This is a genomic window from Amycolatopsis bartoniae, from assembly GCF_014191255.1.
GTDB lineage: Bacteria > Actinomycetota > Actinomycetes > Mycobacteriales > Pseudonocardiaceae > Amycolatopsis_E > Amycolatopsis_E bartoniae.
Genome location: NZ_JACHWH010000006.1, coordinates 132,883 through 155,431, shown reverse-complemented (window position 1 = coordinate 155,431; position 22,549 = coordinate 132,883). Strand labels below are relative to the sequence as shown.

22 protein-coding genes and 1 tRNA gene are annotated in these 22,549 nt (G+C 70.9%); 11 read left to right on the top strand and 12 right to left on the bottom strand.

Annotated elements, in window-relative coordinates; translation table 11 throughout:
* Positions 1-20 precede the first annotated feature (20 nt).
* Entirely contained in the window at positions 21-1,538 is a 1,518-nt protein-coding gene (locus FHX82_RS26045) for a sugar ABC transporter ATP-binding protein (protein ID WP_145934263.1), read from the bottom strand.
* Positions 1,539-1,709: 171 nt separating this feature from the next.
* Here FHX82_RS26045 and FHX82_RS26040 point away from each other — a divergent pair, with 171 nt between their 5' ends.
* The 6 genes from FHX82_RS26040 to FHX82_RS26015 all read left to right on the top strand — a co-directional run bounded on the left by FHX82_RS26040 (position 1,710) and on the right by FHX82_RS26015 (position 8,923).
* Positions 1,710-2,765: a LacI family DNA-binding transcriptional regulator gene (locus FHX82_RS26040; protein WP_145934262.1), complete on the top strand. Its 1,056-nt coding sequence runs from the start codon at positions 1,710-1,712 to the stop codon at positions 2,763-2,765.
* Between the two features lie 233 nt (positions 2,766-2,998).
* Positions 2,999-3,994: an ABC transporter permease gene (locus FHX82_RS26035; protein WP_145934261.1), complete on the top strand. Its 996-nt coding sequence runs from the start codon at positions 2,999-3,001 to the stop codon at positions 3,992-3,994.
* A 42-nt stretch (positions 3,995-4,036) separates the two neighbouring features.
* A complete protein-coding gene (locus tag FHX82_RS26030; protein ID WP_145934260.1) occupies positions 4,037-5,788 on the top strand; it encodes an ABC transporter substrate-binding protein in 1,752 nt (583 codons plus the stop codon).
* A gap of 68 nt (positions 5,789-5,856) precedes the next feature.
* On the top strand, positions 5,857-6,870 hold the full coding sequence (locus tag FHX82_RS26025; protein WP_145934259.1) for an ABC transporter permease: 1,014 nt from the start codon (positions 5,857-5,859) through the stop codon (positions 6,868-6,870).
* Entirely contained in the window at positions 6,867-7,871 is a 1,005-nt protein-coding gene (locus tag FHX82_RS26020; RefSeq protein WP_145934258.1) for an ABC transporter ATP-binding protein, read from the top strand. The genes FHX82_RS26025 and FHX82_RS26020 overlap by 4 nt, the downstream gene beginning before the upstream one ends.
* Positions 7,872-7,885: 14 nt before the next feature.
* Complete coding sequence (locus FHX82_RS26015) at positions 7,886-8,923, top strand: ABC transporter ATP-binding protein (protein ID WP_183176860.1); 1,038 nt, start codon at positions 7,886-7,888, stop codon at positions 8,921-8,923.
* Here FHX82_RS26015 and FHX82_RS26010 read toward each other — a convergent pair.
* From FHX82_RS26010 to FHX82_RS25980, 7 genes are all read right to left on the bottom strand, one after another.
* Positions 8,882-8,955: transfer RNA gene (locus FHX82_RS26010), tRNA-Arg, on the bottom strand. The genes FHX82_RS26015 and FHX82_RS26010 overlap by 42 nt on opposite strands.
* A 175-nt stretch (positions 8,956-9,130) precedes the next feature.
* Positions 9,131-9,487, bottom strand: a complete 357-nt coding sequence (crcB, locus tag FHX82_RS26005; RefSeq protein ID WP_145937291.1) for a fluoride efflux transporter CrcB — start codon at positions 9,485-9,487, stop codon at positions 9,131-9,133.
* On the bottom strand, positions 9,484-9,936 hold the full coding sequence (gene crcB, locus FHX82_RS26000) for a fluoride efflux transporter CrcB (RefSeq protein WP_308431536.1): 453 nt from the start codon (positions 9,934-9,936) through the stop codon (positions 9,484-9,486). The genes crcB (FHX82_RS26005) and crcB (FHX82_RS26000) overlap by 4 nt, the downstream gene beginning before the upstream one ends.
* Before the next feature lie 117 nt (positions 9,937-10,053).
* A complete protein-coding gene (locus FHX82_RS25995; protein WP_145937292.1) occupies positions 10,054-10,491 on the bottom strand; it encodes a hypothetical protein in 438 nt (145 codons plus the stop codon).
* A gap of 17 nt (positions 10,492-10,508) precedes the next feature.
* Positions 10,509-11,444, bottom strand: coding sequence for an ABC transporter permease (locus FHX82_RS25990; protein WP_145937293.1), 936 nt, complete (start codon positions 11,442-11,444; stop codon positions 10,509-10,511).
* A complete protein-coding gene (locus tag FHX82_RS25985) occupies positions 11,441-12,079 on the bottom strand; it encodes an ABC transporter ATP-binding protein (RefSeq protein WP_145937294.1) in 639 nt (212 codons plus the stop codon). Before FHX82_RS25985 ends, FHX82_RS25990 begins: the two co-directional genes overlap by 4 nt.
* Positions 12,080-12,092: 13 nt before the next feature.
* Positions 12,093-13,187, bottom strand: coding sequence for a polyprenyl synthetase family protein (locus tag FHX82_RS25980; protein ID WP_145937295.1), 1,095 nt, complete (start codon positions 13,185-13,187; stop codon positions 12,093-12,095).
* 323 nt (positions 13,188-13,510) lie between these two features.
* On the opposite strand from FHX82_RS25980, the gene FHX82_RS25975 reads away from it, so the two are divergent.
* The 3 genes from FHX82_RS25975 (at position 13,511) to FHX82_RS25965 (ending at position 15,923) form a co-directional block, all read left to right on the top strand.
* The gene (locus FHX82_RS25975) at positions 13,511-14,566 is read left to right on the top strand and encodes a terpene synthase family protein (protein WP_145937296.1); all 1,056 of its coding nucleotides are present in this window, start codon (positions 13,511-13,513) and stop codon (positions 14,564-14,566) included.
* A 19-nt stretch (positions 14,567-14,585) separates the two neighbouring features.
* On the top strand, positions 14,586-14,840 hold the full coding sequence (locus FHX82_RS25970; protein ID WP_145937297.1) for a hypothetical protein: 255 nt from the start codon (positions 14,586-14,588) through the stop codon (positions 14,838-14,840).
* 117 nt (positions 14,841-14,957) lie between these two features.
* Positions 14,958-15,923: a DNA polymerase domain-containing protein gene (locus FHX82_RS25965; RefSeq protein WP_145937298.1), complete on the top strand. Its 966-nt coding sequence runs from the start codon at positions 14,958-14,960 to the stop codon at positions 15,921-15,923.
* A 99-nt stretch (positions 15,924-16,022) separates the two neighbouring features.
* Here the strand turns inward: FHX82_RS25965 and FHX82_RS25960 are convergent, their stop codons facing one another.
* Both FHX82_RS25960 and FHX82_RS36635 read right to left on the bottom strand, forming a co-directional pair.
* A complete protein-coding gene (locus tag FHX82_RS25960) occupies positions 16,023-17,942 on the bottom strand; it encodes a glycoside hydrolase family 3 protein (RefSeq protein WP_222425981.1) in 1,920 nt (639 codons plus the stop codon).
* Entirely contained in the window at positions 17,939-18,277 is a 339-nt protein-coding gene (locus FHX82_RS36635) for a winged helix DNA-binding protein (protein ID WP_221216560.1), read from the bottom strand. Before FHX82_RS36635 ends, FHX82_RS25960 begins: the two co-directional genes overlap by 4 nt.
* Positions 18,278-19,208: 931 nt before the next feature.
* Here FHX82_RS36635 and FHX82_RS37835 point away from each other — a divergent pair.
* Complete coding sequence (locus FHX82_RS37835) at positions 19,209-20,243, top strand: LLM class flavin-dependent oxidoreductase (RefSeq protein ID WP_145937299.1); 1,035 nt, start codon at positions 19,209-19,211, stop codon at positions 20,241-20,243.
* A gap of 86 nt (positions 20,244-20,329) precedes the next feature.
* Here FHX82_RS37835 and FHX82_RS25940 read toward each other — a convergent pair whose 3' ends face one another.
* On the bottom strand, positions 20,330-21,127 hold the full coding sequence (locus tag FHX82_RS25940; protein ID WP_145937300.1) for an inositol monophosphatase family protein: 798 nt from the start codon (positions 21,125-21,127) through the stop codon (positions 20,330-20,332).
* Positions 21,120-21,758: a GTP cyclohydrolase II gene (locus tag FHX82_RS25935; RefSeq protein WP_145937301.1), complete on the bottom strand. Its 639-nt coding sequence runs from the start codon at positions 21,756-21,758 to the stop codon at positions 21,120-21,122. Before FHX82_RS25935 ends, FHX82_RS25940 begins: the two co-directional genes overlap by 8 nt.
* A gap of 54 nt (positions 21,759-21,812) precedes the next feature.
* On the opposite strand from FHX82_RS25935, the gene FHX82_RS25930 reads away from it, so the two are divergent.
* Complete coding sequence (locus FHX82_RS25930) at positions 21,813-22,508, top strand: creatininase family protein (RefSeq protein WP_145937302.1); 696 nt, start codon at positions 21,813-21,815, stop codon at positions 22,506-22,508.
* Positions 22,509-22,549: the final 41 nt, after the last annotated feature.

Here is a 22,549-nt window from a genome sequence, read left to right as displayed (position 1 = left end):
GGGAGCCGCCACCTTCGTCGTCACGCTGCCGCTCCCTGTCCCATCGCCGCGAACATCACGGAGTCCTCGGTGGCCTCCGCCCGCGGGATCTCCGCCACCAGGTGGCCCTCACGCATCACCAGCACCCGGTCGGCCATGCCCAGCACCTCCGGCAGCTCGGACGACACCATCACCACCGCGACCCCTTCGGCCGCGAGCGACGACATGAGCCGGTGCACCTCGGCCTTCGTGCCGACGTCGATGCCGCGCGTGGGCTCGTCGACGATCAGCACCTTCGGCGCCATCGCCAGCCACTTCGCGAGCACGACCTTCTGCTGGTTGCCGCCCGAGAGCGTCCCGACCGGGTCGCCGAGGCGGCCGTACTTCGTCTGCAGCCGCTGCGTCCAGTTCAGCGCCTCGCGCCGTTCCCCGCCGCCGAACAGGAAACCCAGCTTCGACAGCGCCCGCGACCGCGGCAGCGTGACGTTGCGTTCGATCGACAGGTCCATCACCAGGCCCTGCTGGCGGCGGTCCTCGGGCACCAGCGCCATGCCCGCGGCCATCGCCGTGCGCGGCGAGTGCGGCCGCAGCGGCTTCCCGGCGAGCTTCACGGTGCCCGCGTCGCGCTCGTCGACGCCGAACACCGCCTGCACGACCTCCGAGCGACCCGAACCGACGAGCCCGGCGAACGCGACGATCTCGCCCGCCCGCACCGAAAACGACACGTCGCGGAACACCCCCTCGCGGGTCAGGCCCTCGACCTCCAGCACGACCTCACCCGGTTCGACGTCCTGCTTGGGGAACAGCGCGTCGAGCTCGCGCCCGACCATGCGCCGCACCATCTCGTCGACGGTGAGGCCGTCGATCGGGTCGGTGGAGACGTGCCTGCCGTCGCGCATGATCGTCACGCGCTGGCACAGCTGGGTGATCTCCTCGAACCGGTGGGAGATGAACATGATCGCGGCGCCCTCTTCGCGCAGGGCGCGCGCGACGGAGAACAACCGCTCGACCTCGACGAGGCTCAGCGCCGCCGTCGGCTCGTCCATGACCAGCACGCGGGCGTCGGCGGAAAGCGCTTTCGCGATCTCCACGATCTGCTGGTCGGCGATCGACAGCCCGCGCGCGGGCCGCGACGGGTCGATCCGCACGCCCAGCCGCTTGAACAGCGCCTCGGCCTCGGCGCGGATCGAGCCGCGGTCGATCATCCCGAGCCTGCCGCGGGGATGGCGGCCCATCACGATGTTCTCCGCGACCGTCAGGTCGGGAAACAGCGTGGGCTCCTGGTAGATCACCGCGATGCCCGCGGCCTTGGCGTCGGCGGGGGACGAGAACTCGACGGGCTCGCCGTCGACCAGCAGCGTGCCGCTGTCGGGACGGTGGACACCGGCGAGCATCTTCACGATGGTCGACTTGCCCGCACCGTTCTCCCCGACCAGCGCGTGCGCCTCGCCCGCGTACAGCGGGAACGAGACCCCGGCGACGGCCGCGACCGCCCCGAACGACTTCGTGACGCCGCGGACCTCCAGCAGGGGCACACGGCCCGGGTCTGGGCGCTCCATCGCGACCTCCGGAATGAAAGGTTTCACAAACCTGGCGCGGTGACGCTACTATGCACCAGATCACAAAGTCAATAAAATCCTCCCGCCGCAGATCAGAGAGGTTTTTCCGCACTCGGTCGCCCAGTGCGACTAGCATCCACCTCGCTGTTACGTTTCAACGGAGGCTCCCCCATGACGGTGCAGGGTTCAAACGGGACCGGACCGGCCGAGGTCCGCGCGGCGGGCATCAAGGACGTCGCCGCGCTCGCGGGCGTCTCGCTGGGCACGGTGTCGAACGTGCTGAACCGGCCCGACCGGGTCAGTCCCCGCACGCGCGCCAAGGTGGAGGCCGCGATGGCCGAGCTGCGGTTCGTGCGCAACGAGTCCGCCCGCCAGCTGCGCGCCGGACGCAGCCGCGTCATCGGCTACGTGATGCTCGACGGCAGCAACCCGTTCTTCACCGACGTCGCCGCCGGGGTGGAGGACGCCGCCGACGAGGGCGACCTGTCGCTGTTCCTGTGCAACAGCGACAACCGGGCCGAACGGGAGGCCGCCTACCTCAGCAGGCTGGAGCAGCAGCGGGTGCAGGGCATCCTGGTCACCCCGGTCGATCCCGACGCGGCGATCCTCGACGAGCTGCCCCTGCGCGGCACCCCGCTCGTGATCGTCGACCGCACGCGCGCCGCGGGCACGCACTGCTCGGTCGCGGTCGACGACGTGCACGGCGGCGAGATCGCGATCAAGCACCTCGTCGAGCTGGGCCACGAGCGGATCGCGTTCATCGGCAGCCCGGCGACGTTCGGCCAGGTGCGCGACCGCCGCGAGGGCGCGCTGCGGGCGCTGCTCGACGCCGGGCTGGGCCCGGACAACCTCGTCGACCTCACCACGACGAGCCTCACCGTGGCCGACGGCCGCAACGCGGGTGAGCGGCTGGCCGGGCTGCCGGCCTCGGCCCGGCCCACCGCGGCGTTCTGCGTCAACGACCTCGTCGCGCTCGGGCTGCTGCAGACCTGCGTGAGCCTGCACCTGGGCGTGCCGGACGACCTCGCGATCGTCGGCTACGACGACATCGACTTCGCCGCCGCGGCCGCGGTGCCGCTCACGTCGGTGCGCCAGCCCCGCCGCCGCCTCGGCCGCACCGCGGCGGAGCTGCTGCTGCAGGAGACGACCGACCCGGACCACGAGCACCAGCAGGTCGTCTTCACCCCGGAACTGGTGGTACGGGCCTCCACGCGCGGGACGAACTGACCGACCGAAACATTTCCGCCGAAAACCGGAAACGAGTGGTCCAGTCCTGTTTTTCCGGTTCAATCCGGCCCTTTTCCCAATCCCGTGAGCCATTCGGCCGACTCCCGGTCACGATTGGGCGTCGAAGCCGGGCGTGACCTGGTCCTGGCCGCCCCGGCGGGCAGACGCTGTCCGGGATTTCCGGACCATGATCGTGAAGTCGCGTGGCAGCACCGGGAAAGGGGTCGAAACGGATGGGCGCTCCGCTGGACGTCTCGTCCACCCAGGCGCAGCCGGAATCCGTCGTGGCCGGAATGGGCCGCGCGATTCAGGGACGTTCACTGGGGCAGATCGCGTGGCTCCGGCTGAAACGGGACCGATGGGCGATGGCCGGCGGAATCGTCGTGCTCCTGCTCGTGCTCGGCGCACTCGCGTCGCTGGTGCTCGACGCCACCGGGGTGCTGCAGCCGAACACCTACCACCCGGAGCTGATCGACGCGACCTACGGCCGCCCGGTGGGCGCGTTCGGCGGGGTCAGCTGGGCCCACCCGCTCGGCGTCGACCCGGGCAACGGCCGTGACCTGCTTTCCCGCGTGCTCGTGGGATCGCAGTTCTCGCTGCTCATCGCGGCAGGCTCGACGCTGTTGTCGGTGCTGATCGGCGTCACGATCGGGCTCGTCGCCGGGTTCGCGGGCGGCTGGGTGGACAGCGCGCTGAGCTGGCTGATGAACGTGTTCCTGGCGTTCCCGCTGCTGCTGTTCGCGATCGCGCTGTCGGGGGTGGTGCAGCAGTCGGCGTTCGGGCTCTCGGGCAACGCGCTGCACGTCGCCGTGCTGATCTTCGTGATCGGGTTCTTCAACTGGCCGTACGTGGGGCGCATCGTGCGCGGGCAGACGCTGTCGCTGCGCGAACGCGAGTTCGTCGACGCCGCCCGCGGCCTGGGCGCGCGCACCGGCTACATCCTGCGCCGCGAGCTGCTGCCGAACCTGCTCGCCCCGATCCTGGTCTACACCACGTTGCTGATCCCGACGAACATCCTGTTCGAGGCGGCGCTGTCGTTCCTCGGCGTCGGCCTGCACCCGCCGGCGCCCAGCTGGGGCGGGATGCTGTCGGACGCGGTGAGCAACGGCTCCTACTCGGCCGACCCGGAGTACGTGCTGGTGCCCGGCCTGGCCATCTTCGTCACGGTCATGGCGTTCAACCTGCTCGGCGACGGCCTGCGCGACGCGCTGGACCCGCGCGCCCGATAGCGCTTTCCTGCCCTGTTTTCCCATCGAGTGCGAGGAGCGTGGATGAAGCGGCGCAACGTGATCGGAATGGCACTGGCCATGACCGGGCTGGGGCTGCTCACGGCCTGCGGTGGTGGGGGCAGCGGCGGTGGTGGCGGGAGCGCCGCGTACAACGCGGCCAACACCTCGGTGGTGAACGCCTCGAACGCCACCGGCGGGACGCTGAGCTACGGGATGACCAACACCCCGGACTCGATCGACCCCGGCAACACCTACTACGCGTTCATGTGGAACTTCTCCCGCCTCTACGCCAGCCCGCTGCTGACCTACAACCCCGCGCCGGGGCCGGACGGGCTCAAGCTCGTGCCGGACCTGGCCACGGGACTGGGCCAGGTCAGCGACAACGGCCTGACGTGGACCTACCACATCCGGTCCGGGATGAAGCTGTCCGACGGCGAGCCGATCACCACCGCGCAGATCAAGTACGCCGTGGAGCGCGGCAACTTCGCCAAGGACATCCTGCCGAACGGGCCGAGCTACTTCGCCCAGTACCTGGCGGGCGGCTCGGCGTACCAGGGCCCGTACAAGGACAAGTCCCCCGGCGGGCTGGCGTCGATCGAGACCCCGGACGACACGACGATCGTGTTCCACCTGGCGCAGCCGTTCGCGGACTTCGACTACCTGGTGACGAGCCCGCAGACCGCGCCGGTGCCGCAGGCCAAGGACACCGGCGCGAACTACCAGACCGATCCGGTCGCGTCCGGGCCGTACATGATCCAGCCCGGCTCGTTCAAACCGGACACCGGGGTCACGCTGGTGAAGAACCCGAACTGGAAGCAGTCGGACAGCCCCACGGTCAAGCAGACCGTGGACCGGATCGACCTGACGTTCAACATCTCCGGGGACGACCTGGACAACCGGCTGCTCAACGGATCCCTCGACGTCGACGCCTACGGCACCGGCATGCAGACCGCGGGCCGCGCGAAGGTGCTCAACAACGCGACGCAGAAGAAGAACGCCGACGCCGCGCCGTCGGGTTTCGAGTGGTACTTCCCCATCAACACCCAGGTGATCCCGAACGTCGACTGCCGCAGGGCGATCGAGTACGCGGCGGACAAGACGTTGTTCCAGAACGCCTACGGCGGCCCGGAGGCCGGCGGGGACATCGCGAGCACGGTGCTGCCGCCGAGCGTCGTGGGGTACCAGAAGTTCGACCTGTACGAGGCGACGACCCAGCCGGGCGGGGACCTCGCGAAGGCCAAGGACGAGCTGGCCAAGTGCGGGCAGCCGAACGGGTTCTCGTTCAACGTCGCGGTGCGCGGCGACCGTCCCAAGGAGGTCGCGACCGCGCAGGCGCTGCAGCAGTCCCTGGCGAAGATCGGGGTCAAGACCGACATCCTGCAGTACCCGACCGGTGACTACGGCACCAGCTACGCGGGTTCGCCGCAGTTCATGAAGGACCACAACATCGGCATGGCGAGCTACGGCTGGGCCGCCGACTGGCCCGAGGGTTTCGGTTACCTCTCGCAGATCGCGGACGGGCGCGCCATCCGGTCCGCGGGCAACTCGAACATGGAGATGCTCAACGACCCGCAGGTCAACCAGCTGCTGGACCAGGCCGCGGCCGCCACGGACGCCGGCACGCGCAACGGGTTCTACGCGCAGATCGACCGGATCATGATGGACCAGGCGGTGATCCTGCCGGAGCTGTACGCGAGGTCGCTGCTCTACCGCGGCCCGAACCTGACGAACGTGTTCGTCACCGAGGCCTACGGCATGTACGACTACACCCAGCTCGGCAAAAAGTCCTCGTAGGCCCCGAAAGCAGGTGAAGGCACCGGTGGCCCGGCGGAGATCCCGCCGGGGCACCGCCGCCGCCGTTCGTGATCACGTTCATCCTCCGCAGGCTGGTCTCGGCCGTGGTCCTGCTGATCGTCGTCAGCGTCGTGACGTTCGGAATCTTCTTCGTCGTGCCGCGCCTGGCCGGGCAGACCACCGACCAGCTCGCGGCGAACTTCGTCGGCAAGAGCCCGAGCCCCGACGTGCTGCACCAGATCGAGGCGCGGCTCGGGCTCGACCAGCCGCTCTACGCCCAGTACTGGCACTTCCTCAAGGGCCTCGTCGCCGGCGAGGACTACGACACCGGCACCCAGATCGTGCACTGCCCCGCCCCGTGCTTCGGCTACTCGTTCAAGAACCAGCTGCCGGTGTGGCCGCAGATGCTCGACGCGCTGCCGGTGACCGTGTCGCTCGGGCTCGGGGCCGCCGTCATCTGGCTCGTGAGCGGCGTGGGCGTCGGGGTCCTCTCGGCGCTGCGGCGCGGCTCGTGGTTCGACCGCGCCGCGATGAGCACCGCGCTGGCCGGGGTGTCGTTGCCGGTGTTCTTCACGGCGCTGATCTGCCTGGCGCTCTTCCGCGACACGCTCCCGGTCTTCCCCGACGCGGGCACCTACATCCCGCTGGCGGAAAACCCGGCCCGCTGGTTCTGGGCACTGGTGCTGCCATGGGTCACCCTCGCGTTCCTCTACGCCGCGCTCTACGCCCGCCTCACCCGCGCCGGAATGCTGGAAACGCTCGGCGAGGACTTCATCCGTACCGCACGCGCCAAGGGGCTGCCCGAGCGCACGGTGGTGCTCCGGCACGGCCTGCGGGCCACGCTGACCCCGATCCTCACGATCTTCGGCCTGGACCTCGGCCTGCTGCTGGGGGGCGCGGTGCTCACGGAAACCGCTTTCTCCCTGCCGGGGTTGGGGCATTACGCGATCGTGGCCATCAACGGCAAGGACCTCCCGGCGATCATGGGCGTGACGCTGCTCGCCGGGTTCTTCATCGTCGTGGCCAACCTGGTCGTGGACATCGGTTACGCCGTCGTCGACCCGAGAGTGCGGTACTCATGAGCTTCCTGGAACTGCGGGACCTGCGGGTCCACTTCCCCACCGACGACGGGCTGGTGCGGTCCGTGGACGGGCTGTCGTTCTCGCTGGAGCGCGGGCGCACGCTGGGGATCGTGGGCGAGTCCGGCTCGGGCAAGAGCGTGACGAGCCTGGCGATCCTGGGGCTGCACCGGGGTGCGCGGGTGTCGGGCGAGATCTGGCTGGGCGGGCAGCAGCTCGTCGGCGCCCCGGCGGAGGAGGTGCGGCGGCTGCGGGGCAGGCGGATGGCGATGATCTTCCAGGACCCGTTGTCGTCGTTGCACCCGTACTACACCGTGGGCAGACAGATCATCGAGGCGTACCGGCTGCACAACAAGGTCACCAGGCAGGTGGCGCGCAAGCACGCGATCGACCTGCTGGCCCGGGTCGGGATCCCGCAACCGCAGTCGCGTGTGGACGATTACCCGCACCACTTCTCCGGCGGGATGCGGCAGCGGGTGATGATCGCGATGGCGCTGTCGTGCGACCCGGAGCTGCTCATCGCCGACGAACCCACCACCGCGCTGGACGTGACCGTGCAGGCGCAGATCCTGGAGCTCATCCGGGACCTGCAGGAGGAGTTCTCCTCGGCGGTCGTCGTCATCACGCACGACCTCGGTGTGGTGGCGGAGCTGGCCGACGACATCCTGGTGATGTACGCGGGGCGGGCGGTGGAGTACGGCCGCGCGGCTGAGGTGTTCGAGCAGCCGCAGCACCCGTACACGTGGGGGCTGCTGGGCTCGATGCCGCGGCTGGACCGGCGCCGCAGCGAGCGGCTGCGGCCCATCCCCGGCACGCCGCCGAGCCTGATCACGCTGCCGCCCGGCTGCCCGTTCCACCCGCGGTGCGCCTACGCCGGGCACAACGGCGGCGCGAGCGAGACCGTCGTGCCGGTGCTCACCGGCGACGGGCACCAGGCGGCGTGCCACCTCCCGCCGGAGGCGCGGCGGGAGATCTGGGAGCACGAGATCAGGCCGGCGCTGTGACCGAGGGGACGACGATGCTCGAAGTTTCCGGGCTGCGCAAGCACTTCCCGGTGCGGCGCGGGTTGCTGCAGCGTGCGGTGGGCGCGGTGAAGGCGGTCGACGGCCTCGACTTCACCGTCCACAAGGGAGAGACGCTGTCGCTGGTCGGCGAATCGGGGTGCGGAAAGACGACGACGGGCCGGCTGCTGACGCGGCTGCTGGAGCCCAGCGACGGGCGGATCGTGCTGGACGGCCACGACATCACGCACCTGTCGGCGAACCGGATGCGCCCGTTGCGGCGGGACGTGCAGATGGTGTTCCAGGACCCGTACTCGTCACTCAACCCGCGGCACACGGTCGGCACGATCGTCGGCGCGGCGTTCCGGTTGCAGAAGCTGCCGACGGAGCACGGGGTGAAGCGGGCGGTGCAGGAGCTGCTCGAACTCGTGGGCCTGAGCCCGGAGCACTACAACCGGTACCCGCACGAGTTCTCCGGCGGGCAGCGGCAGCGGATCGGCATCGCGCGGACGCTGGCGCTGCGCCCGAAACTGATCGTGGCGGACGAGCCGGTGTCCGCTTTGGACGTGTCCATCCAGGCGCAGGTGATCAACCTGCTGGAGGACCTGCAGAACGAGCTGGGGCTGACGTACGTGCTGATCGCGCACGACCTGTCGGTGGTGCGCCACGTGTCCGACCGCGTCGCGGTGATGTACCTGGGCAAGATCGTGGAACTCGCCGACGCGGACGCCCTGTACGACAAGCCGCACCACCCCTACACGGTGGCCCTGCTGTCGGCGGTGCCGGTCCCGGACCCGGGCGCCCGCACGAAACGCACGCGGATCCGCCTCGCCGGCGAACCCCCGAGCCCCCAGTCCCCACCCCCGGCGTGCCGGTTCAGCACCCGCTGCTGGAAGGCGCAGGACATCTGCCGGACGCAGGAACCACCCCTCGCGGAGCTCACCCCGGGGCGGCGGGTGGCGTGTCACTTTCCGGAGAACGTGGGGGAAGCGGCCGCCATTTCCCCGAAGCCGTACCCCGGCCGGGAGTCGAACCCGGGACCTCGCCATTCGTAGTGGCGCGCTCTGTCCGGCTGAGCTACTGGGGTGTGTTCCCCGGTGCCGGGCGAGGTCCTCACCTGCAGCCCGGCACCGGGCGGCCCGCGGTAGCGTACGGGCCTTTCGCGTGCCCGCCTCCCCTGGGCGAGCTGAGTCCATTGTGGTCAGTGGGTCCGTTCCCTGGGCACAATGATGACCCGCCACCACGAGGCGGTGCAACGGAATTTACAGTGCCTGGCCGAGCGCGATGCCGACGTAGGCCGCCCCGAGGCCTGCCACGAGGGAGATTCCCGCGTTCAGTCCCGCGAGCAGCCAGGCCCGCCTTTCCAGCAGCCGCAGGGTTTCGTAGCTGAACGTCGAGTACGTCGTGAGGGCACCGCAGAACCCCGTGCCCAGCAGGGCCGCCAGCGCCGACGGTACCGGCATCGCCGTGACCATCCCCAGCACGAAACAGCCCACGACGTTCACCGACAGCGTGCCCCACGGGAACACCGAATCGTGCCGGGTCTGGACCGCGCGGTCGAGCAGGTAACGCGACGGCGCACCCACCGCGGCGCCCAGCGCCACCAGCAGCACCGTCACGAGCGCCCCACCACGGCTGCCCCAACGGCCACCGCGACGAGTGCGCCCAGCGCCGTCACCGCCAGGTACAGCAGGGCGAGCACCGGGCGGTGGGCCTGCACCAGCTGCACCACCTCCAGCGTCGCCGTCGAGAACGTCGTGTAACCGCCCAGCACGCCGACTCCCGCGAACGGGCGCAGCAGCCGCTGCCGTGGCCAGAACCGTCCGATCAACGCCATCAGCACGCCGATCGCCAGGCACCCACTGACGTTGACCAGCAGCGTCGACCACGGCCAGCCGCCGCTGGCATGCGGCAGCAGCTCCCCCACGCCGTACCGGGCGAGCGCGCCGAGGGCGCCGCCGAGCGCGATCGCGCCCAGCACGGCGGCGGGATGGTCGCGCAGCTCGCGCCGCTGCTGCGGCACTGCCAGCGAAACGTCCGGATCGACCACGAAAATTCTGCCTCCCACCAGCGGAATGGACACACCTGGCAGGGACCGTTGGCGAGGGTCTCACGGTTCACCCCGCGACGGGGTCGGCGGGCCCCACCGCCACGCACACGATAGAACACGCACCCGCCGACGCGATCACGGGGTCGAGTCGAGCCACAACCGCAGCGCCGCCTCCGTCTCACGCAGCGTCCTGGCCGGTTCACCGAGCCCGGTGAGCTCCTGGCGGCGCCGTTCGAGGCGGGGCGAGCGGTACCGCGGGAACGCCAGCTTCAGGCTCAGGTCGAGCATCTCGGTGTGGTAGCTCAGCAGCTCGCCGATCCGCCGCGCCAGCGTGCCCGGCTCGTCGTCCTCGCACAGGTCCAGCACCCAGCCCTGCAACCGCGCGTACTCCGCCCCGACCTGGCGCCCACGGCGGGCCACCGACACCGGCGGCTCACCCGGCAACCCGCAGGCGGCGATCACCTCGTCGGCGTCGTCCTGCAGCTCGACCGCGCGCCGCACCAGCTCCAGGAGCGTGACCAGCCGCAGGCGGCGCGCGGCGGCGGTCTCCCGACCACCGCGGCGGAAGCCCATGCATCACCTTACCGCCGTCAGCCGGTTTCCGACTCCGTCCGCACGAGGACGGCGCCGCGCCGGGACTCGATCCGGAACGAGCCGTCGGGCAGCAGCCGCACCGTGACCGCCACCAGGTCCGGCTGCGCGTCACTGCGCGTGTGGTCCTTCGTCCGCAGGTAGAACGCGGCCAGGCCGAACGCCGCGAACGCCACCAGCCACAGCGGCCCCAGCAGCAGGCAGCCCGCGGACCCCGTGTCGGTGAACGTGGCCGCCACCGCGCTCTGCATCGGCCCGTAGGTGGGCAGGAACTGCAGCACCGTCTGGTTGCGGCCCGGGTTGATCACCGGGTTCTGCACCATCACGTCGATCAGGCTGACCATGATGATCACGAACATCCCGGCCAGCTCGGTGGACACCGCGACGCCGAGCGCGATCCCGAGCCCGCCGTACACCAGCCCGCCGGCCAGCAGGCTGAGGAACAGCATCCCGGGCTGGCGCACGTCGGTGAACATCGACAGCACGATCGTCGCGTAGCCGCCCACGATCAGCGCCACCAGCACGAGCGCGACGAGCTTCGCCAGCAGCAGCACCGGGCGCGGGTACCCGGCGAGCACGAGCCGCTGGTCGAACTCCCGCGCCCGCCGGATCGCCGCGAACAGCATGAACCCGATGATCAGCGTGGCCGCGTTGATCACCGCCGAGATGAGCGCCAGCCGGCTCGCGTCGACCGTCACCGGCGCGTCGGTGATCCGGGACTGGTAGGCGACCGGGCGCGACGGGATGATCGCCCGCACGACGGCCAGCCACACCGGGATGAAGAACACCACGAGCACCAGCGCGAGCTTGTTGCGGGCGTGCTGGGCGGCCTCGAACCCGACGGCCTTGACCAGCGCCGCCTGCCACGTCGTGCCGTCGAGCACGTCCGTGCGCCACCGGCGGGCGCCGGTGACCAGTGACTGCACCGTGGTCACGACGCCACCACCTCGAGCTCGGACCGTACCGCGGTCACCTTGCCCGCTTCGAGCCGGTACAGCCGGTCGAAACGCTCGGTGTCGTGGGCGATGTGCGAGATGACCAGCACCGAGCGGCCCTCGTCGCGCAGCTGCCCGGCCAGCTGCCAGAACGCCAGGTAGTTCTCCCAGTCGAACCCCTGGTAGGGCTCGTCCATGAGCACCACGTCCGGGTCGTGCATGAGCGCGAGCACCAGGTTGAGCTTCTGCCGGGTGCCGCCGCTCAACGCCCCGGCCCGGATCGTGCGGTACGGGGTGAGCGCCAGCCGGTCGAGCAGCTGCCACGCCCGGGTGAGGTCGGGCATGCGGTACGCGCTCTGGAAGTACCGCAGGTGCTGCCCGACCGTCAGGTCGTCGTTGACGACGATGCGCTGCGGGCAGTACCCGAGGCTGCCGCGGTGCACGACCTCGCCGCGGTCCGCGCGCAGCACCCCGGCCAGGATCTGCAGCAGCGTGGACTTCCCGGCGCCGTTCTCACCGATGATGCCCAGCAGCTCACCGGGGCGCAGCTCGAACTCGACGCCCGAGAGCACGCTGCGGTGCCCGTAGGACTTGTGCAGGTCGATGGCTTGCAGGACGGGGTCCGTGGTGGGCAAGTCCGGCTCCTTCTCAGCGGGTGCGGCGGGTGGCGGCGCGGGCGAGGTCCGCGCAGGCGGTGCGGGCGGGCGCGGGAACGGTGACGTCGTCGAGGGCGGCCAGCGCCTGCCCGGCCTTCAGTTCGATCAGCTCGGCGACCGCGGTGTCGGCCCCGGTCCGGCGGATCACGTCGCGCAGCCGCTCGGCGCCCGCCTCGTCGAGCGCGGGGTCGCCGTGCAGCTCCCGGATGAGCGCGCGCTGGCGCGAGCCCGCGCGCCGCCACGCCAGGTTCATCAGGACGGTCGGCTTGCCCTCGCGCAGGTCGTCGAGCGCGGGCTTGCCGGTGACCTCCGGGCTCCCGAACACGCCGAGCAGGTCGTCGCGCAGCTGGAACGCCTCACCGAGCGGACGACCGTAGGCGGTGCACAGCCGCAGCACCTCCGGCCCGGCGTCGGCGAGCATCGCACCGACCTGCAACGGCCGCTCCACCGTGTAGCCGGCGGTCTTGTGCCGCAGCGCGCGCCAGCTGCGGTCCAGCGCGTCCTCGGTCCACTCCCCCGCCAGGTCCAGGTACTGCCCGACCATCACCTGTGTGCGCATGGCGTGCAGCACCGGCTCGGCCCGGCGGCGCCAGCGCTCGCCCGCCGCGCACAGCAACTCGTCCGACCACGCCTGGCACAGGTCACCCAGCAGGATCGCCGCGTTGACCCCGAACCGCGCCGCCGCCTCGCGATCCTTGCCGTGGTACCGGTCCGCGAGCACGCGGTGCACCGTGGGACGGCCGCGGCGCGTCGCCGAACGGTCCATCACGTCGTCGTGGATGAGGGCGAACGTGTGGAACAGCTCCAGCGCCGCCCCCACCTTCGCGACCGGGCCACCGCCGGGTTCGCCGCCGCCGGCGAGCCACCCGCAGTAGCAGAACAACGGCCGCAGCCGTTTCCCGCCTTCGACGAACTCCCGCACGACGTCGACCAGCGGCGGCAGGCACGCGTCCACCGGATGCCGCGCCTGCGCCTCCAGGAACTCCTCCAGCGCGGCGTCCACTCTGCGCCGCAACGACGTGAAGTCCACTTCGGCCGGGGCACGGGGCGACGGAGCGGGTGACACGTGGGCGAGCCGGGCTGGCATGAATCCTCCTCGCGGGACGGAACGGCGGATCACGGCGCACTCGCGCCCGTTCCCGGAAGTAACACCACCGGACACGGCAAAACCAGGGGGCATCTCGCACCACCCGTCCGAGGTGGACTCCCCGACCATGTGGGCGAAGCAGTGTCCACTGCGTAATCCCTTGCCACGCAAGGACAATCCGCTACTCGTTCGCGTGATGCGGGTTGCCCGCGCGGCCCGGCGACGGCCATAGTGAATTCCACCGGCACTCGCCGGATATCCGAAATCGCTTACGTTTTCCGCTGTTTCCCGCCGCGTCGCGGGAAATCGTCAGGAGCCATCGCATGACCACGCTGGAACTGCGCCCTTTCTACTGCCCGATCGAACCCGCGATCCACCCGGAGGTCGACGAGGTCGAACGGCGCGCGATCGAGTGGATCGACCGGTTCCGCTTCTACTCCGGCGAAACCGGGCGCGCCCGGGTGCTCGGCACCAACAGCGCCGAGTTCTACGCCCGCTTCGCCCCCGCCGCCTGCCGCGAAGGACTGCAGGCGGCCGTGCACTGGGTCTACTGGGGCTTCGCCTTCGACGACACCCGCTGCGACAGCGGCGAGTTCAGCGCCGACCCGGTGAAGTTCCTGGCCATGGCAGGCCCCCTGCAACAGGCACTGGAAAACCCGTGGCACGCCCCGCCGGGTGACGACCCCTATGTCGCGGCGCTGCAGGACATCGGGCGCGCGTTCGCCGCCTGCGCCACCCCCGTACAGGTGCGCCGCTTCACCGACGCCCACCGCGCCTGGCTGTTCGGCGTCGCCTGGCAGATCGCCAACTGCGCCGCCGGGCGCATGCCCACCCTCGCCGACTACACCGCCATGCGCCCCAACGCGGCGGGCGGCCCGCCGACGCTCGCCATGCTCGAAATAGCGCTGGGCCAGGAGGTCCCCGCCGCCGAAATGGACTCACCCGCCGTCCGCGCCCTCACCGAGATGGCCATGCTCGTCGCGGCGTGGGACAACGACCTGCACTCCCACCGGAAGGAGACCACCGAGGACCACACCGACCAGAACCTCATCAACGTCCTGCGCGTCCACGAGGGCCTGCCACCCGCCGACGCCCTCGCCGAGGCGTACCGCCTCCGAGACCGGGTGATGACCCGTTTCCTCGAACTCCGCGACCAGGTCGCGGCGGACCCGCGCACCAGCAGCGCGCTGCGGGCGTACCTGCGATGCCTCGGGCACGCGATCCGCGGCAACACCGACTGGGCACTGCGAGTGCCCCGCTACAGCGGCTACGGCGAGAGCCCCCGGCCGGGCGGCGCCGCGTGGGCCGACGGCCCGTCCGACCCCCGGCCCGGACCGTTGCCCATCCCCGCCATCGCCTGGTGGTGGGACAGCTTGTGACCCGACACGTGGAGGAGACATGAACCGCACGACCACCCACGCCCTGCTGACCGCGGCCGCGATGGGCACCGCCCTCGCACTCACGCAGGCACCGGCCTCGGCCGCGCCACGCGACGAAAGCGGCTGGATCAGGGCACAGGACTTCGGCAGCAGCTACTTCTGCCAGGCCGCCGGCATGGCCGGGCAGTTCGCCGGACGCTGGCTCCCCGGCCAGTGGCAGTGCGTCGGACCCGTGCTGTACCTGCGCAACGACCCGCTCGTGGTGTTCAACTGACCACGAGTTGCCGGCCCGCCCGGCTGTTCTCCCAGGGACCGGAACAGCCGGGCGGGGTCCACTCGCGATCCACAGTGGACGGTTGCCGGACCGTCGCGGTCCTGGTTGGCTGGGCCGATGAGCGCAGACGAGGTACGCGACGGCGTTCCACTGACCCACCTGGACCAGGCGCTGTTCGACGGCGCGGACGCCGTCAAGCGCGACCTCGTCGACTACCTCGACGCCGTCGCCGGCCGGATGCTGCCCGCGCTGCGCACGCGGCCGCTGTCGGTCGTGCGGGTCCTGCGCGGCCAGGACGCGTTCATGCAGAAAAACCTGCCGAAGTACACGCCCGAATGGGTGCCGCGGGCCACGCTGTGGGCCGAAAGCTCCCACCGGAAGATCTCCTACGCGCTGTGCGACGACCGCCGTACCCTGCTGTGGTTCGCCAACCAGCGCGCGATCGAGTACCACCCCGCGCTCGCCCCCGCAGGCGAACCGCACCACCCGACCCACCTGGTGATGGACCTCGACCCGCCGGAGCAGGACGACTCGTTCGCCCTCGCCGTCCGCGCCGCGCACCTCGTCCGCCAGGCGCTGGCCGACGCCGGGCTCGCGGGCGCGGTGAAGACCAGCGGCGCCAAGGGCGTGCACGTCTTCGTGCCACTGGCTCCCGGGACCACGGCCGACGTGGCCGCGGCCGCGGGCCGGGCACTGGGCGCGCGGGCCGAGCGCCTGGATCCGGCGCTGGCGACCACCGCGTTCATCCGCGAGGACCGCGGCGGCAAGGTGTTCCTCGACTCGACCCGCGCCGGGGGCGCCACCGTCGTCTCGGTCTACAGCCCACGCGTGCGCCCGGGCCTGCCGGTGTCGTTCCCCGTCGCCTGGGCCGACCTGGACGCGGTTTCGCCGCACGACTTCACGGTCCGCACGGCGCCCGGCGTCCTCGGCGACCGCGACCCGTGGGCCGAGCTGATGCCGCAGCCGCAGCGGCTGCCGGACGACCTCGTCGAGGAGGGCCACACCATCCCGGTGGCGCGGGTGCAGGCGATGCACGAGGGCAAGCGCCGCGCCAAGGCGCGCCGGGAGGCGGGCCAGGAGTGAGTCTCTGAGCCTGGGCAGGAGTGAGTCTCTGAGCCTGGGGTGGTCCGGTGCCCGCCCCGCCGCGGGAGACGAGGAGCGGGCACCGGACCTGGGGACGGGCTACCTGCGGGTGGTGAGCCCGTAGCCGTAGGGGAACAGCGGGTCGTAGTCGCGGTCGCCGACGTTGATCGGCTCCTGGGCCTCGCTGCGCGGCCACGTCACCGGCAGCTTGCCGGTGAACGCCTTCTTGCCGAACAGCACGTCCGCCACGCCCGCGCCCTCGCTGCCGGGCAGCCAGGACATCACGAAGGCGTCCATCTTGCCCAGCTCGTCGGTGACGATCTGCGGGCGCCCGGCCACGTCGAGCACGACGCAGGTCTTGATCGCGCCGCACACCTTGTCGATGTTCGCCCGGTCGGCGTCGGAGATGTTCAGCGTGTGGCCGTTGCCCACGTCGCCGACGCCCTCCGCGTACGGGGTCTCACCGATCACGACGACACCCACGTCCGCGCCGGCGGTCGGGGCCGACGCGTCCGCGCTGTAGGTCACGTTCTTCGCGACCTGCTGGATGCCCTGCAGGATGGTGGTACCGGGGAAGCTCGTGTTGCCCGACTGCCCCTGCCACGTGACCGTCCAGCCGCCGGCCTGGTTGCCGAGGTCGTTGGCGTTCACGCCCGCCACGTAGATCTTCTGCGACGCCTTGAGCGGCAACGCGTTGTTCGAGTTCTTCAGCAGCACCTGCGACTCCGACACCGCCTGGCGCGCCACCGCGCGGTGCTGCGCCGAGCCGATCGTGCCCATGTTCGAGCGGTCGGTGTAGGGGTGCTCGAACAGGCCCAGCTCGAACTTCGCCTTGAGGATCCGGCTCACCGCGTCGTTGATCCGGGCCATCGACACGCGCCCGGCCTGCACCTCCGCGGTCAGCGCCTGCTCGAACTGCGGCGCGCTGTTGGGCTCCATGAACATGTCCATGCCCGCGTTGACCGCGGTGCGGACCTGTGTGGCGTAGTCGCCGGGCAGCTGGTGGATCGCTTCCCAGTCGCTGATCAGGAACCCGTCGAAGCCGATCTTCTGCTTCAGGACGTCGGTCAGCAGCTCCTTGTTGGCGCTCATCTTCACCGGGGTGCTGCCGGGCCGGTCGGTCCACTGCACGCTGGAGAACGACGGCATGATGCTGCCGACGTCGTGCTGCCGCACCGCCGTGACGTAGGGCGCGAGATCGGTCTGGGCGAAGTGCTGCCAGTCGGTGATCGTCACGCCTTGGTCGATGGTGTACGTGCCGCTGGTCGAGGTACCGAAGGTGGTGTCGCCGTCCCCGGCGTAGTGCTTCGCGGTGGCGAGCACGTGGTCGGGGTCGTCGAGGTCCTTCGTGCTGGTGCCCTGGAACCCGTCGATCGCGGTTTCCATCTGCTGCACCAGCTTCGGGTCCTCACCGAAGGACTCGTACGTGCGGCCCCAGCGCTCGTCCCGCGTGACGCACACGCAGGGCGCGAAGACCCACTGCGGGCCGGTCGCCCTGGTCTCGGTGGCGGTGATGTGCTCGACCTGGCCCACCAGCTGCGGGTCACGCGTGGCGCCGAGGCCGACGTTGTGCGGGAAGATCGTGGCGCCGACGAGGTTGTTGTCGCCGTGCACCGAGTCGATCCCGTACAGCAGCGGGATGTGCAGCCGCGTGGCCAGCGCCCGCGACTGGTAGCCGTCGATCATGTCGGCCCACGCCTCGGGCGTGTTGGACGCGGGCGTCGAGCCGCCGCCGGAGAGCACGGAACCGAGGGCGAGGTTCGTGATCTGGGCCTGGTCGGCGTCGATGGCACCGCGTTCGGCCTGGGTCATCTGGCCGACCTTCTCGGCCAGCGTCATGCGGCCGAGCAGGTCCGCGACCCGCTTCTCGACGGGAAGCCGGGCGTTGAGGTAGGCCGGCGTGCGGTCCGCGGAGTCCGGCGCCGCCACGGCGGCCGGTACCGCGGTCGCCGTCAGCGCGGCGGCCGCGAGCACGGCACCCGCCAGGCGGGTGCCGCGTCCTGGGGAAAGCGTTCTCACACGATCCTCCTTCGTTGCAGGTGTGCGCAGGACGAGATCGGGTCACGCGAACGCGTCGTGACCCGGTGGGGTAACAGCGGAGAGCAATGTTGCGGGTCACAACATATTTCACGGACGCGCGGGAGGGAAGGGGTCGGAAGTCGGTTTCGGGGAACTGGTCTGATCCAGTGGATCAAGCCGCCGCGCTTCTCCGCGCGGCTCACCAGCCCGGTCATCGACGACTTGTCCAGCCCCAGGTGCGCGCCGAGCTCCAGCATCCCCGGCCGCCGGTCGCGCAGCACCCCGAGCAACCGCAGCTGCACGACCGACAGCTCGTGCTCGGCGGCGACCACCATGCACGCCGCCGTCGTCCACTCGTTCGGCCCCCCGCCCCGCTACGAGGAGTTCCCCGCGCCCGTCCCGTCCGGAGAGCACCAGGTCCTGGTCGACGTCCTCGCCGCCGGTCTCCACCCGCGCGTGCGCTCGTCCGCCGACGGCAGCCACTACACCTCCGACGGCGCACTGCCCCTGGTGCCCGGCGTCGACGCCGTCGGTCGCACCGCCGAGGGCGAGCTGCTGTACTTCGTCGCCTACGACGACGCGCCGGGCACGTTCGCCGAGCAGACCGTCGTCGACCGCCGCCGCGCGATCCCGCTGCCCGCGGACACCGACCCGCTCGCCGTGGCCGTCGGCATGAACCCCGGCATGTCCTCGTGGATCGCGCTGCGCCGCCGGATCTCGTTCCCCGCGGGCGGTTCCGTCCTCGTCCTCGGCGCCACCGGCAACGCCGGGCAGCTCGCCGTCCGGATCGCGCGGCGCCTCGGCGCGGCACGCGTCGTCGGAGCCGGACGCGACCCGCACCGCCTCGACCTGCTCAAACCCCTTGGCGCCGACGAGGTGGTGACCCTGGACGACGTGGCACAGGCCGCCGTGCTGACCGCCCGCCCACCGCGCCCGGCCGCTCAGCTGGATCCAGCTCGGTTCCGTCGCGGGCCGCGAGCTCACCCTCCCGTCGTTCCTGCTGCGCGCGGCCAACCTCACGATCCTCGGCAGCGGACAGGGTTCGGTGACCACCGCGGGCATCGTGGCCGAACTGCCGTCCCTCGCCGAGGAGATCACCGCCCGCAGGGTGACGGTGGACCCGCTGCCGATACCCCTCGCACAGGTCGAGCAGGCGTGGCACGCGCCCACCGCGCCCGGGCAGCGCATCGTGCTCACCCCCGCGGAGTAAAACCACCCGCCCGCCGGTTGGAGACGGTGACACGTCAACCAAAGGCAGGCGGAACCATGGAACTGGGCATCTACAGCTTCGGCGACCGGAGCCCCGACCCGATCACCGGACAGCAGGACACGGTCGCGGACAAGCTCGCGCAGACGCTGGAGCGGATCAAGCTCGCCGACGAGCTCGGCCTGTCCTTCTACGGGCTCGGCGAGCACCACCTGGAGAACTTCGCGATCTCCAGCCCCGGTACCGTGCTCGCCGCCGCCGCGAGCGTCACCGAGCAGATCACCTTGAGCAGCGCGGTCACCGTACTGTCCACAGAGGATCCGGTGCGGCTGTACCAGCAGTTCACCACCCTCGACCAGCTCAGCCGCGGCCGCGCCGAACTGCTCGCCGGGCGCGGCTCGTTCACCGAGTCGTTCCCGCTGTTCGGCGCCGACCTGGCCGAGTACGACGAGCTGTTCGAGGAAAAGCTCGCCCTGCTGCTGCACCTCGACCGCGAGCACCCGATCACGTGGTCGGGCCGCTATCGCCCGCCACTGGAGAACGCGCACGTCTATCCGAGGCCGTACCGCGACCACCTGCGCATCTCCATCGGCACCGGCGGCAACCCCGAATCGTCGGCGCGAGCTGGGCTGCTCGGGCTGCCCGTCGTGTACGCCGTGATCGGCGGCAGGCCCGAGCGGTTCGCGCCGCTGGTCGACCTCTACCGCCGCGCCGGGGCGTCGGTCGGGCACACCCCGGAGGAACTGCACGTCACGATGAGCGCCATCGGGTTCATCGCGCGCGACTCGCAGGAGGCCAAGGACATCTTCTACCCGTACTGGCTGGAGACCATGAAGTACGGCGCCCGCGCCCGCGGCTGGGCCATCCCGACGCGCGCGGAGTACGACCGCTACACGGACAACGCGCAGGCGCTGTTCGTCGGCACGCCGGACGAGGTCGCCGACCGTCTCGTCGCCGTCGGGAAGCTCACCAGCGCGGACCGGTACGCGCTGCAGATGGACTGGTCCGGCGTGCCACACGAGCAGGTCATGACGGCGATCGAGCTGCTCGGCACCGAGGTGCTGCCGCGGGTGCGCAAGGAACTGGGCGACTGATCGCGTCCTTGCCGTTTTTGAGGTGACGTGAGGATACGCAGGCGGACGGCTGGTTTAGGTCGTAAAAACCCGTACCGTATATGCCGTTATACACTTTGCAACGCTTTCGCGACCGCGCCGAGGATTTCGTCACGCAGGCCGCCGCAGACGGCGATCGTCGCCGCGGAAGCCGTGGTGTGCTCGGTGCCGTCACCGTCCAGGACGAAGCCGCCCGCCTCGCGTACGAGGAGCACGCCGGCCATCGTGTCCCACGGCAGGTTCGCCAGGATCACCGCCGCCTCCAGCTTCCCGTGCGCGACCCACGCCAGGTCGGTCGCCGCCGTGCCGAGCATCCGGATCCGCTGCGCGCGGGCGCCGAGGTGCTCCAGCAGCACCAGCCTCGCCCGGTTCTTCGGCCACGCGTCCTCCCCCACCGCGAAGTCCCCGATCGCGACCACCGCGTCCGGCAGCGCGGTGGCCGCCGAGACGTGGATCCGCTCCTGCCCGGCGTACGCGCCGAACCCCTCCACGGCCGCGTAGTCCGCGCCCAGGAACGGCAGGTCGATCACCGCGAGCACGCTGCGCCGCCCGTCGACGAGGCCGAGCGAAATCCCGCACAACGGGAGGCCGCGCGCGAAGTTCGCCGTGCCGTCGACGGGATCGAGCGCCCACCACAGCCCGTTTTCGGCGCCGGACCGTCCGTGTTCCTCCCCGAGCACACCGATTTCGGGGGTCTCGCGGGTCAGAAAATCTCGCACCGCCTCCTCGACGGCGACGTCCACATCGGTGACCAGGTCGCGATCACCCTTCGCCCGCACCGAAACCGGCGCCCGCGCCCGTACGATCCGGTGCGCGATCGCGACCGCCTCCCGCGCCACCGGCAGCAGCGCGCGGTGGTCAGCCATGCCGCTCCCCCACCGCGAACCGGTCCAGCTGCGGCAGGTCGTGCCCCAGCCGGTCGCGTTTCGCGCGCAGGTACGCGATGTTGTCCGGGCTGGCGGGCATCAGCAGCGGAACCCGGGAGCTCACGCGGATCCCGTGCTCCTCCAGCGAGCTGATCTTGTCCGGATTGTTCGACATCAGCCGCACCGACCGCACGCCCAGGTGCGCCAGCACGAGCGCCGCCGGCGTGTAGTCGCGCACGTCCACCGGCAGTCCGAGGCTCGTCGCGGAGTCCACGGTGTCCATGCCCTGCTCGTCCTGCAGCACGTGCGTGCGCACCTTTGCCACGAGCCCGATCCCGCGTCCCTCCTGGCCGCGCAGGTAGACCAGGACGCCGCTGCCCTCGCGCACGATCGCGTCCAGCGCCGCGCCCAGCTGCTCACCGCACTCGCACCGCACCGCGCCGAAGATGTCGCCGGTCAGGCATTCCGAGTGCACGCGCACGAGCACGTCCTCGCCCAACGGCTCGCGGCCGAACACCAGTGCCAGGTGCTCGCTCCCGCCGTGGGCGAAGGCGACGGCGCGGAACCGGCCGCGCCGGGTGACCAGTTCGGACTCCGCGACGTCCTCGCGGGCGAAGATCGGGTCGGGCATTCGCTCCCCCTCTTTCGGGATGTTCGGACCGCGTTTTCCCGGTATACACGAGTGATGGACCTGCTGCCGTTCACCACGACGACTTCGTTCTCGGAACTGGCGGCTCCGGTCGCGGTGCTGCCGGTGGGAAGTTTCGAACAGCACGGCGCTTTCCTGCCACTGTCCACCGACACCGTCATCGCCTGCACCCTCGCGCGCGAGCTCGCGGCCGCGCACCCGGTGCACCTGCTGCCACCTGTGACGATCTCGTGCTCCCACGAGCACGCGGCCTGGCCGGGAACCGTCAGCATCTCGGCGAAAACATTGCACGCGGTGATCACCGACATCGCCGGTTCCCTGCGGGAAAGCGGAATTCCGTACCTGGTGCTGGTCAACGGGCACGGCGGGAACTACGTGCTGGCGAACGTGGTGCAGGAAAGCCGCGGCCGGATGGCGTTGTTCCCCGGTCTCGCGGAATGGGAATCGGCGCGGGCCGCGGCCGGGCTCACCACGACCGCCGACGACGACATGCACGCGGGCGAGCTGGAGACGTCGATCCTGCTGCACGCGCACCCCGGGCTCGTGCGTCCCGGGTTCGAAAGCGCCGACTCAGTCGCCCACGACCGTCGGCACCTGCTGACGGTGGGCCTGGAGGGCTACACGAAGTCCGGTGTGCTCGGACGCCCGTCGCTCGCGACCGCGGAGAAGGGCCGCGACGTGCTCGCGGCGCTCGTCGAGTCGTTCGGCGAGTACCTGGCGCTGCTGTCCTGATCCGCGCCGGAACAGCACCACGGCCCCGGGCAGCGCGGCGA

Excerpts from the sequence above, each read along its gene's own strand:
- FHX82_RS25975 (WP_145937296.1), top strand. The coding sequence starts at position 13,511 with ATGACCACGCTGGAACTGCGCCCTTTCTACTGCCCGATCGAACCCGCG.
- FHX82_RS25930 (WP_145937302.1), top strand. The coding sequence starts at position 21,813 with ATGGACCTGCTGCCGTTCACCACGACGACTTCGTTCTCGGAACTGGCG.
- FHX82_RS25940 (WP_145937300.1), bottom strand. The coding sequence starts at position 21,127 with ATGGCTGACCACCGCGCGCTGCTGCCGGTGGCGCGGGAGGCGGTCGCG.
- FHX82_RS25995 (WP_145937292.1), bottom strand. The coding sequence starts at position 10,491 with ATGGGCTTCCGCCGCGGTGGTCGGGAGACCGCCGCCGCGCGCCGCCTG.
- FHX82_RS25970 (WP_145937297.1), top strand. The coding sequence starts at position 14,586 with ATGAACCGCACGACCACCCACGCCCTGCTGACCGCGGCCGCGATGGGC.
- FHX82_RS26040 (WP_145934262.1), top strand. The coding sequence starts at position 1,710 with ATGACGGTGCAGGGTTCAAACGGGACCGGACCGGCCGAGGTCCGCGCG.
- FHX82_RS36635 (WP_221216560.1), bottom strand. The coding sequence starts at position 18,277 with ATGGTGGTCGCCGCCGAGCACGAGCTGTCGGTCGTGCAGCTGCGGTTG.
- FHX82_RS25965 (WP_145937298.1), top strand. The coding sequence starts at position 14,958 with ATGAGCGCAGACGAGGTACGCGACGGCGTTCCACTGACCCACCTGGAC.
- FHX82_RS26030 (WP_145934260.1), top strand. The coding sequence starts at position 4,037 with ATGAAGCGGCGCAACGTGATCGGAATGGCACTGGCCATGACCGGGCTG.
- FHX82_RS25935 (WP_145937301.1), bottom strand. The coding sequence starts at position 21,758 with ATGCCCGACCCGATCTTCGCCCGCGAGGACGTCGCGGAGTCCGAACTG.
- FHX82_RS37835 (WP_145937299.1), top strand. The coding sequence starts at position 19,209 with ATGGAACTGGGCATCTACAGCTTCGGCGACCGGAGCCCCGACCCGATC.
- FHX82_RS25980 (WP_145937295.1), bottom strand. The coding sequence starts at position 13,187 with ATGCCAGCCCGGCTCGCCCACGTGTCACCCGCTCCGTCGCCCCGTGCC.
- FHX82_RS26020 (WP_145934258.1), top strand. The coding sequence starts at position 6,867 with ATGAGCTTCCTGGAACTGCGGGACCTGCGGGTCCACTTCCCCACCGAC.
- FHX82_RS26015 (WP_183176860.1), top strand. The coding sequence starts at position 7,886 with ATGCTCGAAGTTTCCGGGCTGCGCAAGCACTTCCCGGTGCGGCGCGGG.
- FHX82_RS26035 (WP_145934261.1), top strand. The coding sequence starts at position 2,999 with ATGGGCGCTCCGCTGGACGTCTCGTCCACCCAGGCGCAGCCGGAATCC.
- FHX82_RS26045 (WP_145934263.1), bottom strand. The coding sequence starts at position 1,538 with ATGGAGCGCCCAGACCCGGGCCGTGTGCCCCTGCTGGAGGTCCGCGGC.